14 protein-coding genes are annotated in these 20,974 nt (G+C 55.4%); 3 read left to right on the forward strand and 11 right to left on the reverse strand.

Going from position 1 to position 20,974, the window contains the following annotated elements:
• Positions 1–84: 84 nt before the first annotated feature.
• The 7 genes from rhaM to SD425_RS02330 all read right to left on the reverse strand — a co-directional run bounded on the left by rhaM (position 85) and on the right by SD425_RS02330 (position 11,913).
• Entirely contained in the window at positions 85–399 is a 315-nt protein-coding gene (rhaM, locus tag SD425_RS02300; protein WP_324674998.1) for an L-rhamnose mutarotase, read from the reverse strand.
• Positions 400–804: 405 nt separating this feature from the next.
• Positions 805–2,358 (reverse strand): sialate O-acetylesterase, encoded by a 1,554-nt coding sequence (locus tag SD425_RS02305; RefSeq protein WP_324675000.1) that lies wholly within the window; start codon positions 2,356–2,358, stop codon positions 805–807.
• 149 nt (positions 2,359–2,507) lie between these two features.
• Positions 2,508–5,363 (reverse strand): glycosyl hydrolase, encoded by a 2,856-nt coding sequence (locus SD425_RS02310; RefSeq protein ID WP_324675002.1) that lies wholly within the window; start codon positions 5,361–5,363, stop codon positions 2,508–2,510.
• Positions 5,364–5,580: 217 nt separating this feature from the next.
• A complete protein-coding gene (locus tag SD425_RS02315) occupies positions 5,581–6,735 on the reverse strand; it encodes a glycoside hydrolase family 88 protein (protein ID WP_324675004.1) in 1,155 nt (384 codons plus the stop codon).
• A gap of 32 nt (positions 6,736–6,767) precedes the next feature.
• Positions 6,768–9,788, reverse strand: coding sequence for a glycoside hydrolase family 2 protein (locus SD425_RS02320; RefSeq protein WP_324675006.1), 3,021 nt, complete (start codon positions 9,786–9,788; stop codon positions 6,768–6,770).
• A 38-nt stretch (positions 9,789–9,826) separates the two neighbouring features.
• Positions 9,827–11,083: an oligogalacturonate lyase family protein gene (locus SD425_RS02325; protein ID WP_324675009.1), complete on the reverse strand. Its 1,257-nt coding sequence runs from the start codon at positions 11,081–11,083 to the stop codon at positions 9,827–9,829.
• A gap of 29 nt (positions 11,084–11,112) precedes the next feature.
• Positions 11,113–11,913, reverse strand: a complete 801-nt coding sequence (locus SD425_RS02330; RefSeq protein WP_324675011.1) for a polysaccharide deacetylase family protein — start codon at positions 11,911–11,913, stop codon at positions 11,113–11,115.
• Between the two features lie 132 nt (positions 11,914–12,045).
• On the opposite strand from SD425_RS02330, the gene SD425_RS02335 reads away from it, so the two are divergent.
• Entirely contained in the window at positions 12,046–12,978 is a 933-nt protein-coding gene (locus SD425_RS02335; RefSeq protein ID WP_324675013.1) for a D-2-hydroxyacid dehydrogenase, read from the forward strand.
• 71 nt (positions 12,979–13,049) lie between these two features.
• Here SD425_RS02335 and SD425_RS02340 read toward each other — a convergent pair whose 3' ends face one another.
• A complete protein-coding gene (locus SD425_RS02340; RefSeq protein ID WP_324675015.1) occupies positions 13,050–13,586 on the reverse strand; it encodes a GNAT family N-acetyltransferase in 537 nt (178 codons plus the stop codon).
• 202 nt (positions 13,587–13,788) lie between these two features.
• On the opposite strand from SD425_RS02340, the gene SD425_RS02345 reads away from it, so the two are divergent.
• Positions 13,789–14,058, forward strand: a complete 270-nt coding sequence (locus SD425_RS02345) for a hypothetical protein (protein ID WP_324675017.1) — start codon at positions 13,789–13,791, stop codon at positions 14,056–14,058.
• 386 nt (positions 14,059–14,444) lie between these two features.
• On the opposite strand, the gene SD425_RS29965 is transcribed toward SD425_RS02345, so the two are convergent.
• Positions 14,445–15,740 carry an acyltransferase family protein gene (locus SD425_RS29965; RefSeq protein ID WP_416381018.1) on the reverse strand — a complete coding sequence of 432 codons (1,296 nt, stop codon included), beginning with the start codon at positions 15,738–15,740 and terminating at the stop codon, positions 14,445–14,447.
• Positions 15,741–16,310: 570 nt separating this feature from the next.
• Here SD425_RS29965 and SD425_RS02350 point away from each other — a divergent pair.
• Positions 16,311–17,297: an aldo/keto reductase gene (locus SD425_RS02350; protein WP_324675019.1), complete on the forward strand. Its 987-nt coding sequence runs from the start codon at positions 16,311–16,313 to the stop codon at positions 17,295–17,297.
• Between the two features lie 411 nt (positions 17,298–17,708).
• On the opposite strand, the gene SD425_RS02355 is transcribed toward SD425_RS02350, so the two are convergent.
• Both SD425_RS02355 and SD425_RS02360 read right to left on the reverse strand, forming a co-directional pair.
• Entirely contained in the window at positions 17,709–19,085 is a 1,377-nt protein-coding gene (locus tag SD425_RS02355; protein WP_324675021.1) for a vanadium-dependent haloperoxidase, read from the reverse strand.
• Positions 19,086–19,135: 50 nt separating this feature from the next.
• The gene (locus SD425_RS02360; RefSeq protein WP_324675023.1) at positions 19,136–20,860 is read right to left on the reverse strand and encodes a hypothetical protein; all 1,725 of its coding nucleotides are present in this window, start codon (positions 20,858–20,860) and stop codon (positions 19,136–19,138) included.
• Positions 20,861–20,974: the final 114 nt, after the last annotated feature.

Below are 20,974 nucleotides of genomic sequence, written 5' to 3' on the forward strand. Positions count from 1 at the left end.
TGTTATTAATCACATACAAAAACAGCCCGACAATTGCCGGGCTGTTACGCAAAGGTTTGCAGAATGCTATGGTAGAGTTTACTGTCAGTCAGCGTGAAAAACGGGTTCCAGCGTAGTTGACACCGGCGAATTATCAGGGTTGGTCTCCATGATATCGGCCATGTAAGCCCACCATTTTTTCATAATTGGCAAGCTAGGCAGTTGGTCGATGGTATGGCCTTCTGCGCGCTTCTGCACAGCGAACAGGGTGCCGCTGGCGCGGTCCAGGTAAATGGAGTAGTCGCGAATGCCCGCTTCAGTTAGGGTTTGTGAGAGTTCGGGCCAGATTTCGTCGTGGCGGCGTTTGTACTCGGCTTCGAAGCCGGGCTTAAGCTTCATCGTAAAAGCTACTTCTTCCATAGGGCTGAGATGATGCGCGAAACTGCGCTGGTGCTGAAATAAGAAGTATTTCAGCGATGAGTAAATCGAGAAAAGTTATTATGTGCCTGACGGGCAAAGAGTAATGCGTTGATTGAGCCTAGGTCGTTTTTGAATGAATTCGAGTTGGTATGTTTTTGGAAAAACACAGAACTGTATCTTCAACTGCTCTCGATGAAGCTTGTGCTACTCCGCATTGCCTTACTGGTCTACCTGTTCACCCTCTCCTTCACGGTAGGTAGAATCAGCGCGCTTTTGCGGCTGCCATCCCCCTTAGCTACCCTGGCCGCCGAACGCCTAGCTGCTATCAGAAGTGTTGATACAAAGCACCTTGATATAAGACCTAGGTAATAGCGAGAGTGTTGCCTTTTGCTCAGCAGGAACACACTACAACTTGCCCTGAGTAGGCGTGCGCCACTTATCCGTGCGGAACGGAGTAGCGGGCAAGCCAGCCGCGTTGTAGAAGTTGGGCTTTGGTACTTCGCGCCACGCAAAGCGCACGGCTACGGGTTGCTTCACCTGGTCGCTCCACACCACCACCGACTTACCTTCGATCTTGGCTTGGGCGGGCACAAATACGCTATCAGCCCCAGAAATAGTGAATTGCTTCAAAGGGCCTCCACCTTGCGCGACTAAGCCGCCGTCTACGTAGTCGAAGTTGAGACGAGCCTTGCCGTTTTCCACCTTCATGTCGTGGTATATGGGGCCAGAGTAGGCTAGGTTTTTCTGGCCATAATCCTTGGCTAATGCCCACAGTGCCAAGCGGTGGCCTACTACTTCCTTGTTGCGCGGGTGAATGTCGAGCGAGTCGCCATAATCGGTAATGACGGCCATGCCGGTGTGGGGCACGGTTTGCATCGTAAGCAATTGTGCTTCGCGCAGCTCGGGGTTGCCGGTGCGGTGCGGAGCAATCTGCACGAAGTAGAAGGGGAGGCTAGGTTGCTGCCACTCAGCGCGCCAGCTGGCAATCATGGCCAGGAACAGCTTGCGATATTGGTAGGCCCGCTCGACGTTGCTTTCGCCCTGGTACCAGATAGCGCCCTTCAGTGTGTAAGGTATCAGCGGGTGAATCATGGCGTTGTAGAGCTTATAGGGCGACTTGTTGCTGGTGGCACCTATTAGCTCGCGCGGGGCGGTAAGCGAAGTTTTAGGGTCGGCGGCCTTGGCCTGCTTATAGGCATCCGACTGTGCTTTGTAATCGGCTAGCTTCTGGTCGTAGTTCTGAAGACCTAGATCGTAGCGCGCCAAAATGGGCTGAAGCTCCGGGTCTTTTTCGAGCACGTCCTTCCGCGTCCACGACTCGGCCGGCGTGCCGCCCCAGGTGGAATTGATGAGACCAATAGGGTAGTGCGTTTTCTCAAATACTTCTTTCCCAAAGAAGTAAGCTACCGCCGAAAACTCACCTACGGTTTGCGGACTGCACACGGCCCAACTGCCTTGCACGTCCTTTTGCGGAGTGTCCCCCACCTTCGTCTGCACCGTGAACATGCGGATGTTGGGGTAGTTGGCTTTCGGAATGACCTCGTCGGCGTTGATGATGCCGGTGTAGGAGCCGCTGTTGGGGCGTTTGGTCACGGGAAAAGCCATGTTCGATTGCCCCGAGCAGAGCCACACCTCCCCAAGCAGCACATTGTTGATGGTCAGCTTGTTCTTACCCTCGATGGTGAGCGTGTAGGGGCCACCCGCTTTGGTCGTTGGCACGCGCACCAGCCAGTTGCCTTGGGCGTCGGCGGTGACTTTCACGGGTGCCTTCGTCCAGCTCGCTGTCACGGTTACGGCTTCGCTCGGGTCGGCCCAGCCCCACAAGGCTACGTTCGACTTTTGCTGAAGCACCATATTGTCGGTGATCAGCGCGGGTAGAGTAACGTTGGCGAGGGTGGGTTGGGCACCTCCTAACAAGCCTAAGAAAAGCAGCTTGTGAAAAGAACCTAGGTATTTCATAGAGGGAGAAAGGCAAAGAACAATTTTGTTTTCAACAGAATAGACCGTCATGCTGAGCTTGCCGAAGCATCTCTTCCGCCAAAGTAGATGATTACCATTGCGGGAGAGATGCTTCGGCAGGCTCAGCATGACGGTCTAGTTGAAGTAAGCTACTGCACCTGCGCGCTGCTGGTGGCGGGCGTCAGGGTCACGGGACCTAGCAGGCCCGACTCGCGCGGTGCCCACTTCTCGGCGGTGAAATTGCCGTCGGCGCCGCGGTTTTGGGGCAGGCGAGCCGACATGTTGATGTTGTAGAATTTCTTCCACTCCACATGATTCTTGTCCATGTCGGCGATGCGGTTGGCCATGGCATTCGACACGCTAATGGTGAGCGTGTTGGTTGCTTTGAGCTGATTTTTAGGGATGAACACCTGATACACCGGGCCGATGAGCGTACCGACCTCTTGGCCATTTACCTGCACGCGGGCGCTTTCGGCTACTTTGCCTAGGTCCAGAAGCCAGCCTTCATCGGAGCCGGTGGGCATGGGGAAGGAGGTGGTGTAGGTGGCCGTTCCGGAGAATTTCTTCACGGCGTCGCCGCTAAGGTTAGTCCACGAACCTAGCTCTTTGGTCTGCACTTTCGCGGGCAACTCAGGGCCGCCTTTCACGAAGCTAATGTCCCAGGTACCGTTGATCGGCTGAGCTGCGCCGGCCGGCTTCAGGTAGGCGTACACCGGGCCAGTCACGGCGGCCGTGTTGGTCTCTAGGATGCACGACTCGCCGGGGGCTAGCTGCACGTACACCTCCGGCGTGTTGCCGCCGTTGCGCAGGGCCGCCATACCTAGCTTTTCGGTCATGGGGTTGTAGAGGGCCACCGATTTGGCGGGCGTTTGCAGCTTCACCCAGCCTTCCACAGCCTTCTCACTGCGGTTGACCACGAAGTAGTAATGGCCTTTTTCGTGGGTGCGACGCACGTATTGCAAGCCTTGATCAACCATCGTCTCCCGTTTCACGTTGGCCGCGGCGAGTAACTGATCTACGTCTTTGCCAACCAAAACCTTGCCTTTGCCGAGGCTAGCTTGCTGCACGCCTTTACCGCCGTCGGTAAACTTCAGCGGGGCCAACAGCTTCTTCAGCGTAGCACGGCGGGCTTCGAGGTTGCCAAGACCGGGCACGTCCGTCGGGAGCTGGTTTTGCACCACGATGGTCGCGCCATTTTGGGCTAGAGTCAGTACGCGCTCTAGGGTGGGCAGGGGCACGAGGCGAGCGTCAGGCAACAGGATGGTCTGGTACGTCACGCCACCGGTGTGTAGGTCGCGGCCGGCGCCGGTCACGCGCTGAAGCTGTTTATCGGAAATGAAGTCGAAGCCGTAGCCTTTCTTCAGCATGTCTTCGGTAGTGTTCTCCACGGGCATGCCTTTGAAGCCGTGGTCGATGCCGTCGTAGTGTTGGAGCAAGACCTTGCCGCTCGGGTTCGAGAACGAATCGTACATGGGCAGGTACACCAGCACGTCGTTGTTGGGCTTGCCTTGCTGCAAGAATGACTGGCAGTGCGCCACGTAGGTGTTCAGCTTGCCGAAATCCGTCCAGAAGCTGTTATTTGGGTTGAAGTGCACCGCCGCATAGAACAGCCAGCCCGGCCACGCCGCCGACGCTGGCGAGTAGTTGGTACCGTGGTAAAACGTGTGGTTCACGCCGCCTAATAGGTACCGGTCCATCGACAGTTTTACGTCGCTGAGCTTGGACAGGAAGTGCTCGTTCTCCCAGGTTGCCGACTCCGACGAAGCTAGCTTCTTGCCCGTCACGTTAGCCGCCGAGGAGGCAAACTTGATGCGCAGCAAGTCGGTGCCTTCTGTCTCAGGAATATCGGTAACGGCGTATAAGTCAAGGATGTTAGCCGGCGAGCCGTGCGCTTGGTTGCGGATGATAGCGCCTTGTGTTTTGGCCCAATCACTCCACACCTTGGTGTAGTTTTCAAGCAGCAGCTCCGAGATGGTTTCACGGTAGTCGCAGAGCACACGGTGGTTTTTGTCGTCGGTGTCTTTGCCAAACAGCGCCGGCAGGTACTTGCGCAGGTCGTAGCCGCGGCGCTTCTGGAACTCCGTGAACATGGCTGGCGTCCAGTTGGCCTCGCCTTGAGCGTCGTCTACTTCGTAGGAATCGTTGAAAAACGCCCGCAGTGCCTTGATGTCGTAGCCTTTGAAAGCTTCATCAAAACGCTGCAAGTAATGTTGGGTGGCAGTTTTCGAAAGGTGGTCGACTACGTCGCCCTCGCCGCCGGGGCCCGCGCGCTCCACCTGCTTGCCGTGCCAGCCTTGGAACACTGCGTATAAGGTCCAGTTGCCGGCTGGGGCTGTCCAGTTGAGCTTGCCGTTGGCGTCTACCTTCAGGGTCAAATCCAGCGTTTCACCTTTATCGGAATAGGCCATGAGAGTTTGCAAGGGCAAAGGCTTCTCAAACCGCACTTGGTCCAAAGCTAGGGTCTGTAAGTCCTTGTTCTTGGCCACCGGGTCGACCAGCGTTTTGATATCAACTTGGTGATTGACAGCACGGATAATCGGCTTTTGCATGAACGTCACAGCATCTTTCAGCTGCTCGCCGCCTTTCACCGAGTAGGTTTCATAGGCCATGTATTTGCAGGCATCAGTGGGCGTCACCCACGGGCCGCCGAACGGCCAGCCCGAAGCTTGCGCCATGTCCACGCCCATGTCGAGGCGGCCGGCTTCCTTCAGCGTGTGCGTGAGCATGCCCATCCACTTCGGTGATAGAAAGTCAATGAACTGATTTTCGGCGCCGTGCACGCCGTATATTGCCGTGATTTCTACACCACCTAGGCCGGCCTTGTTGTATTGCTCTAGCAGGCTCGTGAGGTCTTTCTGGTTCACGGCGCTGCCTTCCCACCACCAGCGCGTCCAGGGTTTGGTTTGCTGAGTAATGGTTGGCCACTTCGGTGCTTGCGCCCAACTAGGAGTATGGGCAGTGGCCAGGCCTAGCAGGATGGGTAGGAATAAAGTTGATTTTTTCATGAGTGGGAAAGGAACTCTGGAAATTGCTAGGGCAGACTAAGAAACTAGAAGCTAGCAAGCTCCCCTCCTTTTTTAAGGAGGGGTTGGGGGTGGTCAGACTAGAATTAGAAAACCAGAACTAGCATCGTTCTAACACCAGAACCACCCCCAACCCCTCCTTAAAAAAGGAGGGGAGCTTGCTAGCTTCTAGCTCTAAGTAGTTAGACCTAGCTTAATCTTACTTCAACTTGTACAACTCGCTACCAGCCAACAAGAAACAACCTAGGCCGTAGTCTTGGAAGTCGGGCATGTGGTCGTAGCTCACGGGTTGGCCGTCTTTGGGCTCTTTGCCAGTGCCCTGCACGTAGCCGAGGGCGCCATCGGGGTGCACGCATTCTTTCTCCATGGCATTCCAGGCTTTCACAACGATTGGCTTATAAACACTCTTATCTAAGAGGCCGTTGTTCATGCCCCAGGTCATGCCGTACACGAATAGAGCCGTGCCGCTCAGTTCTTTGCCGCCGAAGTGGGTGGGGTCGACGAGGCTCACGTTCCAGTAGCCATCTTGGCGCTGCAAGGGCGGCAGCGCCTTCATCATGGCCATGTACATCTGCTCGTACTCCTCGCGGTGAGGGGCGCCTTTCGGCAAAATTTCCAGGGTGCGCACCATGGCGGCTACCACCCAGCCGTTGCCGCGGCTCCAGTAGCAGTCATCGCCGTTGGGCTCTTTGTAGGGCGGCACAAAGTCTTTGTCGCGCCACCAAAGCTGGTCTTGGGGGTTGTAGAGGCCACTGCCGCCGTGCACCGTTTTTGAGTAGTTGTAGATCTGGTACATCTTCTCGAAGTACTTGTCGTCCTTGTACATAACCCCTAGCTTAGCGTACACGGGCATGGCCATTTGCAGGGCGTCGATCCACCACCAATCGTCGATTTTGTCGCTAGCCACCATCAGGTCGATGCTGGCTTTGATGTCGTGGATGCGCTCGGGTTTAGGGTCGATCTGGTAGAGGTCGATGTAGGTCTGGCCGGCGCACTGGTCGTCGGCGTTACGTGTTTCGATGCCTTTGCGCAGGCCCCACTTGTGCTTCTCGCCCCACTCCACGGCGTAGTCATAGTAGCGCTTCTGTTTGTCGGTTTTGTAGAGCGCCATCAGACCTTCGTAGTACACGCCGCGGGTCCAGATGTTGCTGGGGCGGGCAATGTTGGTCACGATTTCCTTGCCTGGGTCCGGCCACAACTTCATGAAGTAGGCGTTGGTCTTGGTCATCGTTTTCAGGATGACCTTCGGCTTAGGCAGTTTTTGCGCCTGCGTAGTGGCGGCACCTAGGGTCAGGGCCAACGCCAGCAAGCCGGTGCGGGCCGCGTGGCGAACAAGGAAAGAGCTACTCTTCATTATGGGACTTTGGTGGTGAATGTGATAGTCGGTTAAGGGTTGGTTTGTCCGAGCGCACCTAGGCTCGGGCGTGGTTTCTCGTACACTTCGGCCTCCACAATACCTAGCGTGCCGGCCGGACCAGGTTGGTCAGTGGCGGCTGTGGGGTTCTTGGGGGCGGCTTTTTGCTCAGCGAGTTCCGTGATGTTGTAGGCGTCTTGGTTGCTGCCCGCGCCCACTAGTTCGATGCGAAGGCGCTGGCCGGTTTGCGGGGCAAAGATGGCGGTGTAGTAGCCAAGGTTGCGCTCCGTAGTGCCGCGGAACACTTCTTTGTCATCGACCAGAATGCGAATAGGGTACGTGCGCGAACGCCAGCCACTGAGCTTCAGCGCCACTTCGCTCACGGCGGCCGGCCGGGCTAGCTCATACTGAATCCAGGTGTTCGGCTGCTTCTCGCTGATCCACTCCGACAGCTCGTTGTCGTCGTAGCTCAGGACTGCGTTGGCTTGGTTTGAACTGGCCGTTACTTGCTTGATGGGCACCGTCGTGCGCGAAATCTGGAAGGAAGGGGTGGTTGGTGTGGGGCCACGCTTTAGGCTGGGGGCTAGGTCGGCGCCAGGCAGTTGCAGGGCTAGGCCATTAGTCACAGCTACCGGCTTGGAAGCTAGGCTCACCGAAGCCGACTTCAACCCGTCGGCAGCGGCTTGCAGATTAATCTTGCCGGCTTGGGTGGTCGTGCGGATAAGCACGCGGTTCACGCCGCCTTCTACCGGTAGGCTTTGGGCCAGGATGTAGTTATCAGGACCTTGGGCTAGGCCGCCGCGCCAAGTGGCAGCGCCTTTCAGGGTGAAGTTGATCATGTTCAAAGCCGTGGGGCAGCGCAGACCTTTGGCGTCTACTACTTCCACTTGTACCAAGGCTAGGTCAGCGCCGTTGGCTTGTAGGCCGTTGGGACTCATCATCGGGGTCAGGCGTAAGGCAACGGGCGCACCAGCGGTTTGGTGTGCGGCCTCGCTTACTTTCTTGCCGCCCGCATCATAGCTCACCGCCTTGAGGGTACCGGGCTGCCACGCTACGTTCTTGAAGGTGAACAAGAACCGGTGGCTTTGCTCGCCCTGGCCCAATGACTTGCCATTCAAAAACAGCTCTACCTTTTCGCCATTCGACACCACGGTTACGTCCTTCTTCACGCCTTCCTTGTAGTTCCAGTGGCCGATGATGTGCGTGCGCGGCTTCTCGGTATCGACCCAGCCATCCCACATTACTTGGTGGGCAAAAAAGCCGTCTTTGGCTATGCGCAAGGCGTCTACTTCGCCACTGCGGCGGTAGTTTTCGCCACCGCGGTAGTGGGTGTTAGAGTCAGAAAAGACGATGTTCACACCGCCCGAATTCACGCGCTGACCAGTGCCAGGGCGCTCGTGCCAGTAGTCGTACCACCGCATCAAGTCCTCGCGGGCGTGGGTGTCCTGGTTGCGGTTGTACTCGGCGGCGCTGGCACCTTTGTACAGCGGGCCGTCGCCGTCCTTGTGGTAGGGCGGCGAGAGTTCATCCCAGTACTTGCGCAAGCCTTCGTCGCGGGAATACTCCATGGCCCACAGCGGCTTGGTGGCGCTTTTGTTGATGTAGAGCATCTCGCCGCCGTACTCCGCCTCGGCAATGTCGAGCATCTCGCGGGAGCCGATAGCCCGGCCGCCATTGGGGTCGTATTGGTCGCGGATGGTCTTCATCTCGCGCATGTGTTCGGCGCTGATGCTCTCATTGCCGCACTCATAGAACACGATGCTCGGGTTGTTGCGGTTGTAGATGATGGCGTCGCGCATGAGCTCGGTGCGCTGGCCCCAACGGCGGCCGGTTACGTCCTTCTCGGCGTCGCCGGCGGGCATGGCTTGCAGCAGGCCCACCCGGTCGCAACTTTCGATGTCTTGTTTCCAGGGCGTAATGTGCATCCAGCGCACCAAGTTGCCGTTGCTTTCCACCATCAAGCCGTTGCTGAAGTCCGAGAGCCACGCCGGCACCGAGAGGCCCACGGCAGGCCATTCGTTGCTGGTGCGCTGGGCGTACCCGTGCATTTGCAGCACCCGGTCGTTAAGCTTCACCATGCCGTTGCCAAACTCCGTTTTGCGAAAGCCCGTGCGCGTTTTCACCACGTCCACGGGCTTGCCGTCTACCTTCAGGGTGGTGTACACGGTGTACAAATAGCCATAGCCCCAACTCCAAAAGTTCAGCCCGTCAACTGGGCTGCTGGCGCTAACGATTTTGGTTTCGCTGGGCTGCAACGTGATGCTGCCGCCGCTCAGCTTCTTAATCTCCTTGCCAGCTAGGTCTTCCAACGTGGCTTCATACTCAAAGGTGCGCGCCGTAGGGTACTCGTTCTTCACCTGCGCTTCGGCCGTAATGGTGGCTTTGCGGCCAGTCACGTCGAAGTTTTTGGCGTAGATGTACACGCCCGTGGTACCTAGGTTGGAGTAGAGCGGGAGGGTTTGGTACAGTGGCTCCGCGACGTGCAGGAATACGTTTTTGGAAAGGCCGCCGTAGTTAGCGTTGAAGTTTCGGTCGCTCCACTGATACTTCTGGTCGGTGGCCTTCTCCTTATAATCCCAGTCGTTGTTGGTACGCACGGCCAGCACGTTTTCCTGGGGCGCGGGCTTCAGCAGCTTCGTTACGTCGAAGCCGAAGGCCATGGCGCCGTTTTCGTGGCGGCCAATAAACTCGCCGTTCAGGTAAAACTCGCCCACCTGCCGCACACCCTCAAACTCCAGGAACACCTTCTTGCCCGCATCGGCTTTCGGCAGACGGAAGTGCTTGCGGTACCAGGCAATGCCAGTCGACAGGTCTTTGATGTCTTTCTTAAAGGCCTCGTCCTCGTTCCAAGCCCACGGCAGCGTAACGGGTTTCCACTTGGCGTCGTCGAAGCTAGGTGCCTCGGCGCCAGCGGCATCGCCCACGTACACCCGCCAACCGGGATTGAAGTTGTACTTCACCCGCGGGTTAGAGGGCGCAGCAGCTACCGCTGTCAGCGCCGCGCTCCATAGGAACAGCGTGGTGAGCAATGGGATGAAAGTAGTGCGACGCATTAGGAAGCTAGCTTTGCTGAAAATATTCTTGCAGTCAACTACTGACCAACTTTGCCCACGCTGCCTTTCAGGCTCGCCGGAGCTAGCTCCACGGCGTACACTTCCTCCTCGCCCTCAAAGTTGGCGCGGAAAATTAGCCACTTGCCATCGGGCGAGAAGTGAATGTTGGGTTCCAGCTTGTAGCCGTGGGCCTTCATATTCACCAGCTTTTCGGAGCGAAACTTGTCGCCTTCGGGGTGGAAAAGGTAGATCCACTGACCGTTGGGGGCTTTGGCTACTTGGCCGGGGTCGCCACCGTCGCCGGCGAAGAGCTTCTGGTCGGCGGAGGTAGTGAAGTGAATGGACCACTCGTCGCGGGTCATCTGGTATTTTTTCTCCTGGCCGGTTTGCAGGTTGGTGCCCGTCAGGTAGAAGGTGGCGCCGCGGGGCAATTGGTTGTCGAACCAGATCGTCTTGCCATCGGGGCTGAAAAACTCGTGGCCGGCAATTTCCATGTCCATCGTGCGCTTGTGCACGAGCTTCACGGCCTTGGTTTTGGTGTTGATGGTCCAGATGCGGTCGACCTTGTGCCAGGGGCCTTCGTGGCAGAACATCAGCAGGTTTGGGTCGGTGGGCGAGTACTGCACGTGGTTGAGCCAGGCGCTGTCGGTGAACAGCTTGTTCAGCTGCGCCGTTTTCACGTTCACGCTGAAGAGCGTGCGCGGCAGCTTGGCCTCGTAGATGCGCGTGAAGTAATCGTGCTTCTCGGGGTACTTCTTCGAAATTTCCTTCTCCGCGTCCGTCGACCAGGCGCCTCCTAGCTCGGTTTCATCCGCGTTGAGCGTGGTGATGCTGGCTTTGAAATCCTTCGGGAATACGAAAACCCGGCGCGTTTTCTTGGTGTCGATGTTGGTGGCGTACACCGTGTCCTGGGTTTGGTAGAATACCTGCCGGCTCTTGGGTGCCACGATTTCGCCGCTCACCTGTGTGAAGGCGCGTGTCAGCGGCTGAGCCTGATACGTTTTTAGGTTGAGCGTGTAGATCTGCTTGCCGGCTGGGGTGGTGTGATAGAACACCATCAAGTCGCCCTCGCTGCCGCGCTGCTTGACGAAGGGATTATTGTGGAAGTAGAAGCTGGCGTTGCCACCTTCGAGGCGCGTGAGGCGCACCACTTTGTGGCCCGTATCCTGGTCGATCCACTCGGTGGGCATGGGCTTCTTGGAGCCGGTTTCGAGCTTGGCTTGGGCGTATGCGGCGGCTGGCAACAAGCCGGCGCCGAGCAAACCTAGGGTGATTCTGTAAGCAAGCGTAATCATAGCAGGTGGGTTTGGGAGTGGCGGGGAATCTAGTGGGCGGATAAGGGGAGCCGCTGGGCGGCTGGCACGTCGATGTACTTGGTCAGGTCGCGTAGGGCAATGACCTTGTAGTGGTTGTCGTGCAGGTACTTCAGGTATTCTGCGAAGAGTGCCGGGGGCGTCGTAACCCAATCATGCGCGTAATCGGGCACGCCGTGGATGGTGAGCACCAGGATCTTACCACCTTTCGCTTGCTGCAACGCATCCATGATTTGCTGCTTGTTGCCGGCCTTGGTGGTGTAGCTAGGTATCAGATAGGGGTGGTCGACTTTCGGGTCGTAGAGCCGGTCGCCGCCGGTGCGCGCAAACTGGTAGCCTTTCTCCTTCAGCACCTGAAAAGCGGTTGGACTGGTGTCGTAGGCGGGATAAGCAAAGTTGACGGGGCGCGGAATGCCATAAGTTTTGCAGCGCTGCTCCAGTGAATCTAGCTCCGCCGTGAGCTGTTCCTTGGTCAGCTTGTTCACATGCTTGTGCGTGAGCGTGTGGCTAGCCACCTCGAAGCCCATCTTATGGAGCTGTTGCATTTGCTGCCAGCTCATGTACTTGGTTTTGTCGGCGAAGTCAGGCGGAAACTCGCACACGAAGAACGTACCGCCGAAGCCGTACTTCTTGAGCAGCGGCGCCACATAGGTGGCGTGGGTCACGGGGCCGTCGTCGAAGGTGAGTACTACGAGCTTATCGGGTATGGGGCGGCGCACTACCTGGGCGGTAGCCCCAACAACACCTAGCCACGAAAAGACCAGAAATAGTACTCGTTTCATGCGGTGGGAAAGCCGAAAAGGCGTCGACATGGGGTGAGAAGTACTTCAAGAACGCAGCTAAAGGGCTGGTAACACTCCTGTACTGTTCGGGTCGTAATCGGCCACCAAACCTGCTGTTGCGTACAGGGAAGCTAGCTTTGGCGCTCAGCCACTCTCTTTACTATGCAACTTTTCGTGTACTCCGCCTTCAGTGAAGCCAGCCAGCGCCGCCTGCAACAGGAGTTGTCTGCCGACCTGATGGTGGTATTTCGCACTAACCTTCCCGAAGACCAACAGCGCTCCGCCTTTCAAAAGGCTGACCTGCTGTTCGGGAATCCACCGGCCGCGTGGCTAACGGAGGAGCCGCCGGCGCTACAGTTTTGGCAGATCGACTCGGCGGGCTTCGAGCGCTACACCGATGCACGCCTAACGGCCGCCATTGCCAACATGGGCGACTTTTTCGCCTGGCCATGCGCCGAAACAATGGTGGCGGGCATCTTAGCCTGGTACCGGCATATTCCGGAGCTAACCCTGCTGCAAGCTAAGAAGGAATGGGTAGGACCGCCGGTGCGCAAAAAGCTAGGTCTGTTGCGCAATCGGCGCGTTATCATCCTAGGTGCCGGGGCCATTGGGCAAGCCGTGCGTCAGCAACTTACTGGCTTCAACTGTCAGGTGCAGTTTTTGGCCCGTACTAACCCAGAGGCTCAGCTGCGTTCGGTAGAAGACTTGAAGGCCGCTTTACCCCAGACAGATATAGTAGTCAATTGCCTGCCCGGTAGCGCCGAAAAGTTCTTCTCCGCCGACCTGATTAATGCCATGACACCCGGCAGCCTCTACGCCAGCGTGGGGCGGGGCAACACCACCGATGAGCCGGCGCTCGTTGCCGCGCTGCAAGCTGGCAAGCTAGGTGGCGCCGTGCTCGATGTAACAGCCAAAGAACCGTTGCCGGCCGACAGCCCGCTCTGGAGCCTGCCCCAGGTGCTGTTGACTCAGCACACTGCCGGCGGCCAGCCTGGCGAGGAAGACGGCCGCATCGACTTGCTGCTGCGCAACTTGCACCACTTTCGCCAGGGTGAGCCGCTCGAAAACCCGGTTGAGCTATCGAAAGGCTATTAAGCTGATTCTGAGAAACAATAATTGCTAGGCTGTCATTCCGAGCCAAGTGAGGAATGACAAGTTGCCGTCTGCTACCGGCTTAGCAACAAAATAGGCTGCTCTTTATACGGAATACGCGCGAGCTCTTTGTAGCCAAACTTTTCAGCTATGCGTAGGGAAGCCACGTTTTCCGGGTCGATGATACAGACTGTTTGCTTGTTGGGGAAGTTCTGCTCGCCCCAAGCTAGGGCCGCCTGTACCGCTTCGGTGGCGTATCCTAGGCCGTGCACGCGCGGCGCCAGTACCCATCCGATTTCGGGGATGCCTTTAATAGAAGGCGTGAGGTCGCGGTTGAAATCTGAGAAGCCTACGTTGCCGATGAAGCGGCCGGTGCTTTTTTCCTCTACCGACCAGTAGCCGTACCCCATCAACGACCAGTGACCCTGCTGCGCTAGCATCCGCCGCCAAACCTCTTCCTCCGACTGCGGCTTACCACCCAAAAAGCGGTAAAAGTTAGGCTCCTGCCATATAGCAGTGAACTCAGGTAAGTCGTCAATTCGGCAGCCGCGTAGCAGCAGGCGCTCGGTTTCGAGCACGGGCACTTGGGTCAGAGAAGGCAGAAAAGGCATGGCGCCAAGATAAGAAGATGTAGCGCGAAGCACTCATTTTAAACTGCACGCAGAAACCTAGCGCTCGGGGAACGGCAATGGCTTTGGTAATGTTTTTGCAATAAGAAACGAAGAATAAAAAGGATTATTCCTTAGCTGGTGTCTCCGCTTCCTGCTGCCGAATTAGTAGCAGTTTCTGGTTTCTTTCCCTTCCTTTTTGATCATGAAAAAGCTTCCTTCCTTGCTGGTGTTGTTTGCTTTATTGCTCAGCAGCCAGCTCTTTACCGGGTGTGTAGCTTCCTACAACCCCTATTACCAACCGGGTGTCGTGGTGGCTCCACCGCCCGTTATCATCCGGCCCCGCCCCTACATGTATCAGCGGCCCTACTATGGCTACCGTAACTACGGACATGGTGGCGGTTATGGCTATGGCCGCGGAGGCGGGTACAGCCGGGGTGGTTATGGACACAGTGGCCATGGACGAGGCCGCTAGTTGCATATTCCCTTATAAAACAAAACAGCCTACCGGACTTGGTAGGCTGTTTTGTTTTATAAGGAGAGTGAAGTACTAGGTTTTTACTACACAGACCGAGACTTAGCTCTATAGAGCATCAAGCCCAGATAGTTTGTTTGCAACAAACTTAAAAAGCCATGCCTAAGGATATCACTGTAGAGCCTGTTTATATAATGCAATTTATACGGTAACTATCAGTTGTAGCTCTGCTTACATAGCAGTGGTTATAGTATTTTGTTATTATACTACTACTGTAGTAGCTGGTTTTGTTCTGTGAAAAGTAAACGCAAGTTCATTATGAGATTAGGTAGGATGAATTGTGTTTATTGCATTAAATATAAAGCGGCGTAATTATAAACAGTGTTTTATAGTGAATGTTGAAGTATTAGTTTGTTTTGAGGTTGCTTTAGTAAGAGTCGTTTTCTGAACCAAACGTTTAGTGGCTTTTCGAGATAATAGTATAATAAGCTGCTTAATGCAACCACAATAGATAGTAAAGAAAAGAATAAAATGTACTTATAGTGGGGTACATGTCGTTGCATTAAGAATTTTTCAATTCTTGGTGAAATACTCATTACGAATACAAAATGTAATAAGTACAAAGAGAAGGATATTTCCCCTAAAAAATAAATTGGTTTCGTTGAAAATAACTTGCTCAGTAGCGAATGGTCTCTGGTAAGCCCAATTAGCATGAACGGTATTAGTAGAATAAATACTGTGTTCGCTAATAAACTAGTTGAAAATAGTAAAGCTATTTGAATCAGAGTCAACAGATAAAAGAGCGAATTGGGTACGAGTTTAAGACGGCCGCTATCCAGTAAGCTAAAGGTGGCTATTCCTAGTAAGTATGAAGCAAGACCTCGTAGTACAGGGTAATACCCTGTCGTGATAATAGAAACATAGTTCTGATTCAGAAGAAATATATTGTCAAGTAAGAATTTGTGATTTCGGTAATAAGGGTTGGTCAGGCTCTTAGTAATAAAAAGTATGATAGATATAGAGAGGATATATAAAGTAAATACCCTTGCGTATTTGCTGTTTATTTTGTTGAATAAAACGAACATAATCGGTAATAGGAAGTAGACAGCCCATTCGATAGACAAAGACCAAGCTAATGGGTTGATGTTTTTAATATCAAACAGGCTTTGGAATAATGTAAGATTAACCGCTATGGTTAAAATATCAGTATTATGTTTTGTAAATAATAACTCTGCTATAAAATAGCAAAATGCGAGAGCAATGTAGATAGGATATACTCTGCAAAACCTTTTAATGATAAAGTTGAAATAATTTGTCTTGTCAATATTGTCATTGAATTCGTTATACGAAGTGATGCTTAGTAGGAAACCACTAAGGATAAAAAACAAATCAACGCTCCAATTGCCGTGGTTAAACAATATGGTTAAATAGTGTTTGCTTGAGGGACTTAGTATACTGTTGTTCAGTAAGAAGTAGTGCCAATGGTGGAAAACTACAAAGAGAGCTGCAAGTCCTCTAACTCCCGTTAATGATTTTATCTCTACTTTGTTCATTATCCTTTTACTAAAATTGTTTTGAACGATACAGCAGTGTATGCCTACATACAGATGAAGGAGTCCTGTCCAAGTAGTTCGCGGTAGGGCGATTGAGGTAAGGTCATAAATAGGCAGGCTGTTGACCATCCCTAGGCAAGCATCCTCCAAGGGGTAGTAGAACAAATGCCATAAGATCACGGCTGCAACTAGGCAAGTGACCTGACGCCTATAGTTTGCTGGGATAAAATTATATTAATTTTTAATAGGATATATTATATATGTAAATAATATTAAAAATTCTTTATATAAAGATGAAAGATGGGCCCGCGTCTACCATGTGGCCCTCCACTTTGATTACTTGCTATCCCACAGCCAGTACTATTGCGATAGGCTACTAAGTTGGCCGAGCGGGTTGGTACGATCTAGCTAGCATTCTTTCTTGTCTTGTGCTTATAGCCTCCCTAGGCTGTTTCTTCTATTTCGCGCTTATAATGTTTATAACCAGAAGAGAGCAAGCCCAACGCCTAGCAGCAGACCAGCGGAGCTTCCCAGCAGGGACTATAAGCAAGCACGCCCGTAGTTGCAGCCAAAAGTGCTGGGTTGTATGTCAGTTCCATGAAAAGTATAGGCCGACTTTGGGTTCTTGGCGTATACATTCGCCTAAGTAAAGCACCCAGGTGCCCTTGTTTTCGCTCCTCAACCACTCCCAACACTTCTATGCAGTACCGCAAACTCGGCAAAACCGGCTTCTCCATTTCCGAAATCAGCCTAGGCACCTGGCAAGTAGGCGGCAAATGGGGCGACCCGTTCAGCCACGAAAACGCCGATCAAATCCTGAACGCCGCCGTCGACTCCGGCATCAACTTCATTGATACAGCCGACGTGTACGGCGACGGTGAAAGCGAGAAAGCCGTGGGCCGATTGGTGCGCAACCGCTCCGAGCGCATCTACGTGGCCACGAAGTGCGGGCGCCAGCTCCAGCCCCACGTGAACGAGGCGTACACGCCCGAGGCCATGCGCAAGTTCGTGGAGGCTAGCCTGCGCAACATGCAGCTCGAAACTCTCGACTTGATTCAGCTGCACTGCCCGCCCACCGAAGTGTACTACCGCCCCGAGATCTTTGAGGTGTTCGATCGCCTCAAGGAAGAAGGCAAAATCCAGAACCTAGGCGTGAGCGTCGAGAAAGTGGAAGAAGGCCTGAAAGCGTTGGAGTTTCCAAACGTGACTACGATTCAGCTTATCTTCAATATGTTCCGGGAGCGTCCGTCGGAGCTGCTATTCAAGGAAGCTGCCCGCCGCGACGTGGGCCTGATCGTGCGGGTGCCGCTGGCTAGCGGCCTGCTAACGGGTAAGTTCTCGGCCAACACACAGTTTTCGGCCGACGACCACCGCAACTTCAACCGTAACGGCGAAGCCTTCGACAAAGGCGAAACCTTCTCGGGCGTCGATTACAACACGGGCCTAGAAGCCGTGGAAGAGCTCAAGCGCGTATTTCCCGACCAACCCAACCTAGCTCCCCTAGCCTTACGTTGGGTGCTAATGTTCAATGAAGTAAGCTGCGTAATTCCGGGGGCTTCTAAACCCGAGCAGCTGACCTCCAACTTACACGCCGCCGAACTGCCGCCGCTATCGGCCGAGCAGATGCAGCGCGTGAAAGAGATTTACGACCAGAAAATCCGGCCGCAGGTACACCAGATTTGGTAATACCTAGCTGCACAAAGCTGCTTTTAACACAAATCCGCCCGACTGCGCTTGCAAGCAGCCGGGCGGATTTGTGTTGTGTTACGCCTACTGTCAACTCACGCACAACTTCAGCAGCATGTGCCACAGTTGCGCAGATTTTCTGCGTGGAACGATAAAAGCCTTGAACGTACGGCGCCAACCAGCAACCCAGACAAGTTCCCACTCCCGTCGGGTTGCTGTTGGTATAACAAGACGCTCACCTGCGTGTGCCGTGGTGGCCTCTTCTCCCCTAAAGAAGGGTCCACAGCACACAGATTATCTCGGTTGGCGCCGCACGTTTTTAAGGATCAGATGGATATGAGATGGTGTCAATCTGATTTAAGGCGATAGAAAAAAGCTAGGTAGAAGAAATAGAAAGCTCATTGCAAAAAGCTAGTGTGTGAGGGGTTGCCCCATGTGCGTGTGCTGCGCCACCAGCCGCGGGGAATGCTGTGCATCTTGCAGGCGCTGCACCACCAACTGCCCCACCTTGCGGCCTTGGAACTGCCCTTGGCGCACAGCATCCGGAAAGTGAATGCCGCCGTAGAGGCGCGACACGGCGGCCTCGGCTGCGGCTTGTTGGAAGGAAGCGAAGTGCCTAGGTTTCAGCCCAAACGCTTTCTCCGTATCGTCGGTGTAGGCGAAACTGGGGCCGAAGTAGGAACCGAGCACCTCAGCCGCCGCCGTCGAAATGACCGAGTGCCCGCTCAGGTATTCCGGGAAAGGAGGCGTTTGCAGCATAGGCTTCCACTGCGGGTCGAGGTAGCGACGAATGGCCGTTTCGGGGCGAATTCGGTTGCTGCGGTATTTCTCTTTCCAGCAGCAGATAAAGGCATCCGTGAGGGTGAGGGCCAGCACGGCGTGTACTTGCATGGTGCGGCCAAAGGAAGCTCGGCTCTGCCGGCAGGCAATACCAGCAATCTTCATCCAGTGCGCCCCCGGCGACATCTTCTTGAGCCCAACCTGCAAGTGCCCTTGATCCTGCATCGCAAACGGGTTGCAGTCCCAGAAGCTAGCTATTTGCCGTTGCTCCACGGTGAGCGTGTTGCCCACTTGCCGCACGCTGTCCATCAGTTGGTAGAAACCAGAGCCTTTCGCCGAAGCAAAAGCTAGGGGTGGCGCTGGCGCAAACTGCCCCGCCGAATCCAGGAAAAAGGGCCGAATGGTGCTGAAGTAGGGCTCCACGGCCGTGAAGTAACCGGGCGGGGTCGGGTACCAGTACCCTTCACCCTCGGTGGGCGTGTAGCGCGGCCGGTCGCTGATGCGGTAGTAGCCATCTTGCTTGGCGTACACCAGTACCGCTTGCGCAGCTTGTTGGGCTACTTGCTGGGACGCCGCGAGCACCTCCGCCGGCATGCCCCGGTGGCGGCACTCGTCCAGTAACTTTTGCTCGCGAGCCTTCAACTCACTGCCGGAGGGTTGGAGCTTGCCAGCTGTTTGAAGCATGGCGAGCAGGGCGGCTAGCTGAGGCGAATATCCTGTGGGTGCCAGCCTAGGTACCGCGAGCGGCACGTGGAGTCGGCTCGCCAGGGCAGGACAAGTGGAGTCGCTTCGTGCCAGCACCTCATTGCCGGCCAGCAGGGCGTAGGCAAAAAACCGAGCGGCCAGGGGCGGGTTGGTTACGTCGTGCATCATCAGCTCGTTCATCTCATCCACGACCTGACTAATTTGGTCAGCCGTGGGCGTGTAATCCGCGGGCACCATGCGCTGGCAAGATTGCCCGCCTACGCTAGCCATTAGCAGAAACAAGACGAAGAGAAAACGGCTCATGAACAACCGGTTGGTGTAGCTTGTGGAACTCAGAAAAGACAAAACCTAGGTTACTGGACCTTGCGGGCCTTCGCCGCCTGAATATCCTGGGTGACTTGCTCTCGATACTTGTCGAAGGTGTCGTTGGCAAAGGTGATAGTCGGGATGGGGCGCTGGCTGGCCGACACCGGCCGGGGCTTGCTGAAGCCGTACTCGTGCACCCCAGTGCTGCCCGAACCGGGGGCCGGGGTGCTGAGGTGGTTGTAGCTATCCACGTAGGTGTAGAAGCCAGCCGGATACATCGAGTAGCGCGGCACTTGCGTCAGCGGGAACACACTCATCAGAGCGTCGTAGTGCATTTCGGCGATGGGCAGCACGCCAGGGTGGCGCCGAGCTAGGTCCGTTACCAACTGCTGGGTGCCCACGTACATATCGGCTTTGGGGTTGTTTTCCCAGAGCCCGGCAATGTCCATGAAGTACGAATCGACGTGGTAATCCTTGATAACCTTGTCGATCCGGTCGCGCAGGTAGTTGCGCCACGAGGCCACGCCCACGTTCATCACCGGCATCCAGCCGTCGCCGTGCCGGTCGTTGTCCCAATCTACCCAGTTCAGGTCCCAGTTGTCGCCGTCGGTGTGCTGGGTGATGGCATCAGCAAACTTCTTGAACACCGGCAGCTCGCGGTTGGCCGAGTTGGTGCCGAACATAGCCGAAAAGTGAAAACCTAGCTTATGGCCCTCGTCGATAAGCTGCCGAAAACCTTTATCGCCGCCCATGCGCGGGTCGGTTTGGTAGAGCGGGTAGTTCCAATAGTAGCGCCCATCCCAACCGGGCAGAAACACCAGCACGTTTTTCGGATCAATCTGGGTGGCTATCCAGCGCAGAATGGTGAGCTGCTTGGCGTAGTCGTTGAAGATGAAGCCCGTCCAGTGGGCGCCGTGCAGGGCGACTACCAGCTTGGTGTCGCGCAACCAGGCGGGCACGTCGGGGCGGGTCGTGTAGGCCGGAATGTGGTAGGCCTGGGCAACGTGGGCAAAGAACGGCTTGGCAATGGCCTCGTAAGTCGGGGCCGCCCCGATGCGCCATAAGCAGCTCTGTACCCGCTTGCGTTTGTCCCAGCCGGCTTGCTCATAAATCAGCTCGGCGCGGTAGCTGTCGGGGCCTGGTTGGAGGTAAAACCTAGCTGGGCGCACCTCCGTCTGCCGGGCCGAAAGCTCGAAAAACCCACCTTGGGGCTTCTTAATGACAATCAGCGGCGTAGAAAGCTGGCCAAATAGCTGCGGGTATTCAAACGTGTTTTCATCGTCGTGCGGGTCCATGAAGTTGCTGCCCGCTAACGACAGCTCGCCCCGCGGGATGCCCCGCACCACGGTGCTGATGGACTTGATCGGCTGGTTCATTTGGGCCGACACGCGCCACTCCACGCTACCATCGGGGTTGCGTTGCAGCTCTGCCGTGAGTTCGCCGGCGGCTTTTTCCTGCCCGCCGGCCCAGGTAAAGCCTTGGCACAAGTAGCGCAGCCGGTCGCCGGAGCGCTCCAGCCGCGTGCGGGCCGGGTCAATGGCGTAGGCATTCTCGAACGTCTGCACCCGGAAGCTGAACTGAAAGCCCGCAAACTCCGCTGAGGGCTCCGGCCATGCGAAGCTGAACTTCATTTCACCCTTGCCCTTGGATGGCGTATACACCCCATCAAGGGAAGTGAGGGGCAGCAGTTCGTTTTGAGCCCTAGCCGGCTCCACAAACAACCCCAACCACCCTAGGGTAGCCAACAAAAACAAGTGCGCCCGACGTTGCATACTATTTGGTAAAAGCCTGATTGTCTAAATGAAAGATCGATAACATCTGGCGGTCATCCCGAGCTGGTTGAAGCACCTCTCGCTTCGCCTGCCGAGTGTAGAGACACATACTTG

The organism is Hymenobacter sp. GOD-10R (genome assembly GCF_035609205.1).
Taxonomy (GTDB): domain Bacteria; phylum Bacteroidota; class Bacteroidia; order Cytophagales; family Hymenobacteraceae; genus Hymenobacter.

Coding starts and splice junctions, on each gene's coding strand:
- rhaM (WP_324674998.1), bottom strand. CDS start 399: ATGGAAGAAGTAGCTTTTACGATGAAGCTTAAGCCCGGCTTCGAAGCC.
- SD425_RS02305 (WP_324675000.1), bottom strand. CDS start 2,358: ATGAAATACCTAGGTTCTTTTCACAAGCTGCTTTTCTTAGGCTTGTTA.
- SD425_RS02310 (WP_324675002.1), bottom strand. CDS start 5,363: ATGAAAAAATCAACTTTATTCCTACCCATCCTGCTAGGCCTGGCCACT.
- SD425_RS02315 (WP_324675004.1), bottom strand. CDS start 6,735: ATGAAGAGTAGCTCTTTCCTTGTTCGCCACGCGGCCCGCACCGGCTTG.
- SD425_RS02320 (WP_324675006.1), bottom strand. CDS start 9,788: ATGCGTCGCACTACTTTCATCCCATTGCTCACCACGCTGTTCCTATGG.
- SD425_RS02325 (WP_324675009.1), bottom strand. CDS start 11,083: ATGATTACGCTTGCTTACAGAATCACCCTAGGTTTGCTCGGCGCCGGC.
- SD425_RS02330 (WP_324675011.1), bottom strand. CDS start 11,913: ATGTCGACGCCTTTTCGGCTTTCCCACCGCATGAAACGAGTACTATTT.
- SD425_RS02335 (WP_324675013.1), top strand. CDS start 12,046: ATGCAACTTTTCGTGTACTCCGCCTTCAGTGAAGCCAGCCAGCGCCGC.
- SD425_RS02340 (WP_324675015.1), bottom strand. CDS start 13,586: ATGCCTTTTCTGCCTTCTCTGACCCAAGTGCCCGTGCTCGAAACCGAG.
- SD425_RS02345 (WP_324675017.1), top strand. CDS start 13,789: ATGAAAAAGCTTCCTTCCTTGCTGGTGTTGTTTGCTTTATTGCTCAGC.
- SD425_RS29965 (WP_416381018.1), bottom strand. CDS start 15,740: ATGGTCAACAGCCTGCCTATTTATGACCTTACCTCAATCGCCCTACCG.
- SD425_RS02350 (WP_324675019.1), top strand. CDS start 16,311: ATGCAGTACCGCAAACTCGGCAAAACCGGCTTCTCCATTTCCGAAATC.
- SD425_RS02355 (WP_324675021.1), bottom strand. CDS start 19,085: ATGAGCCGTTTTCTCTTCGTCTTGTTTCTGCTAATGGCTAGCGTAGGC.
- SD425_RS02360 (WP_324675023.1), bottom strand. CDS start 20,860: ATGCAACGTCGGGCGCACTTGTTTTTGTTGGCTACCCTAGGGTGGTTG.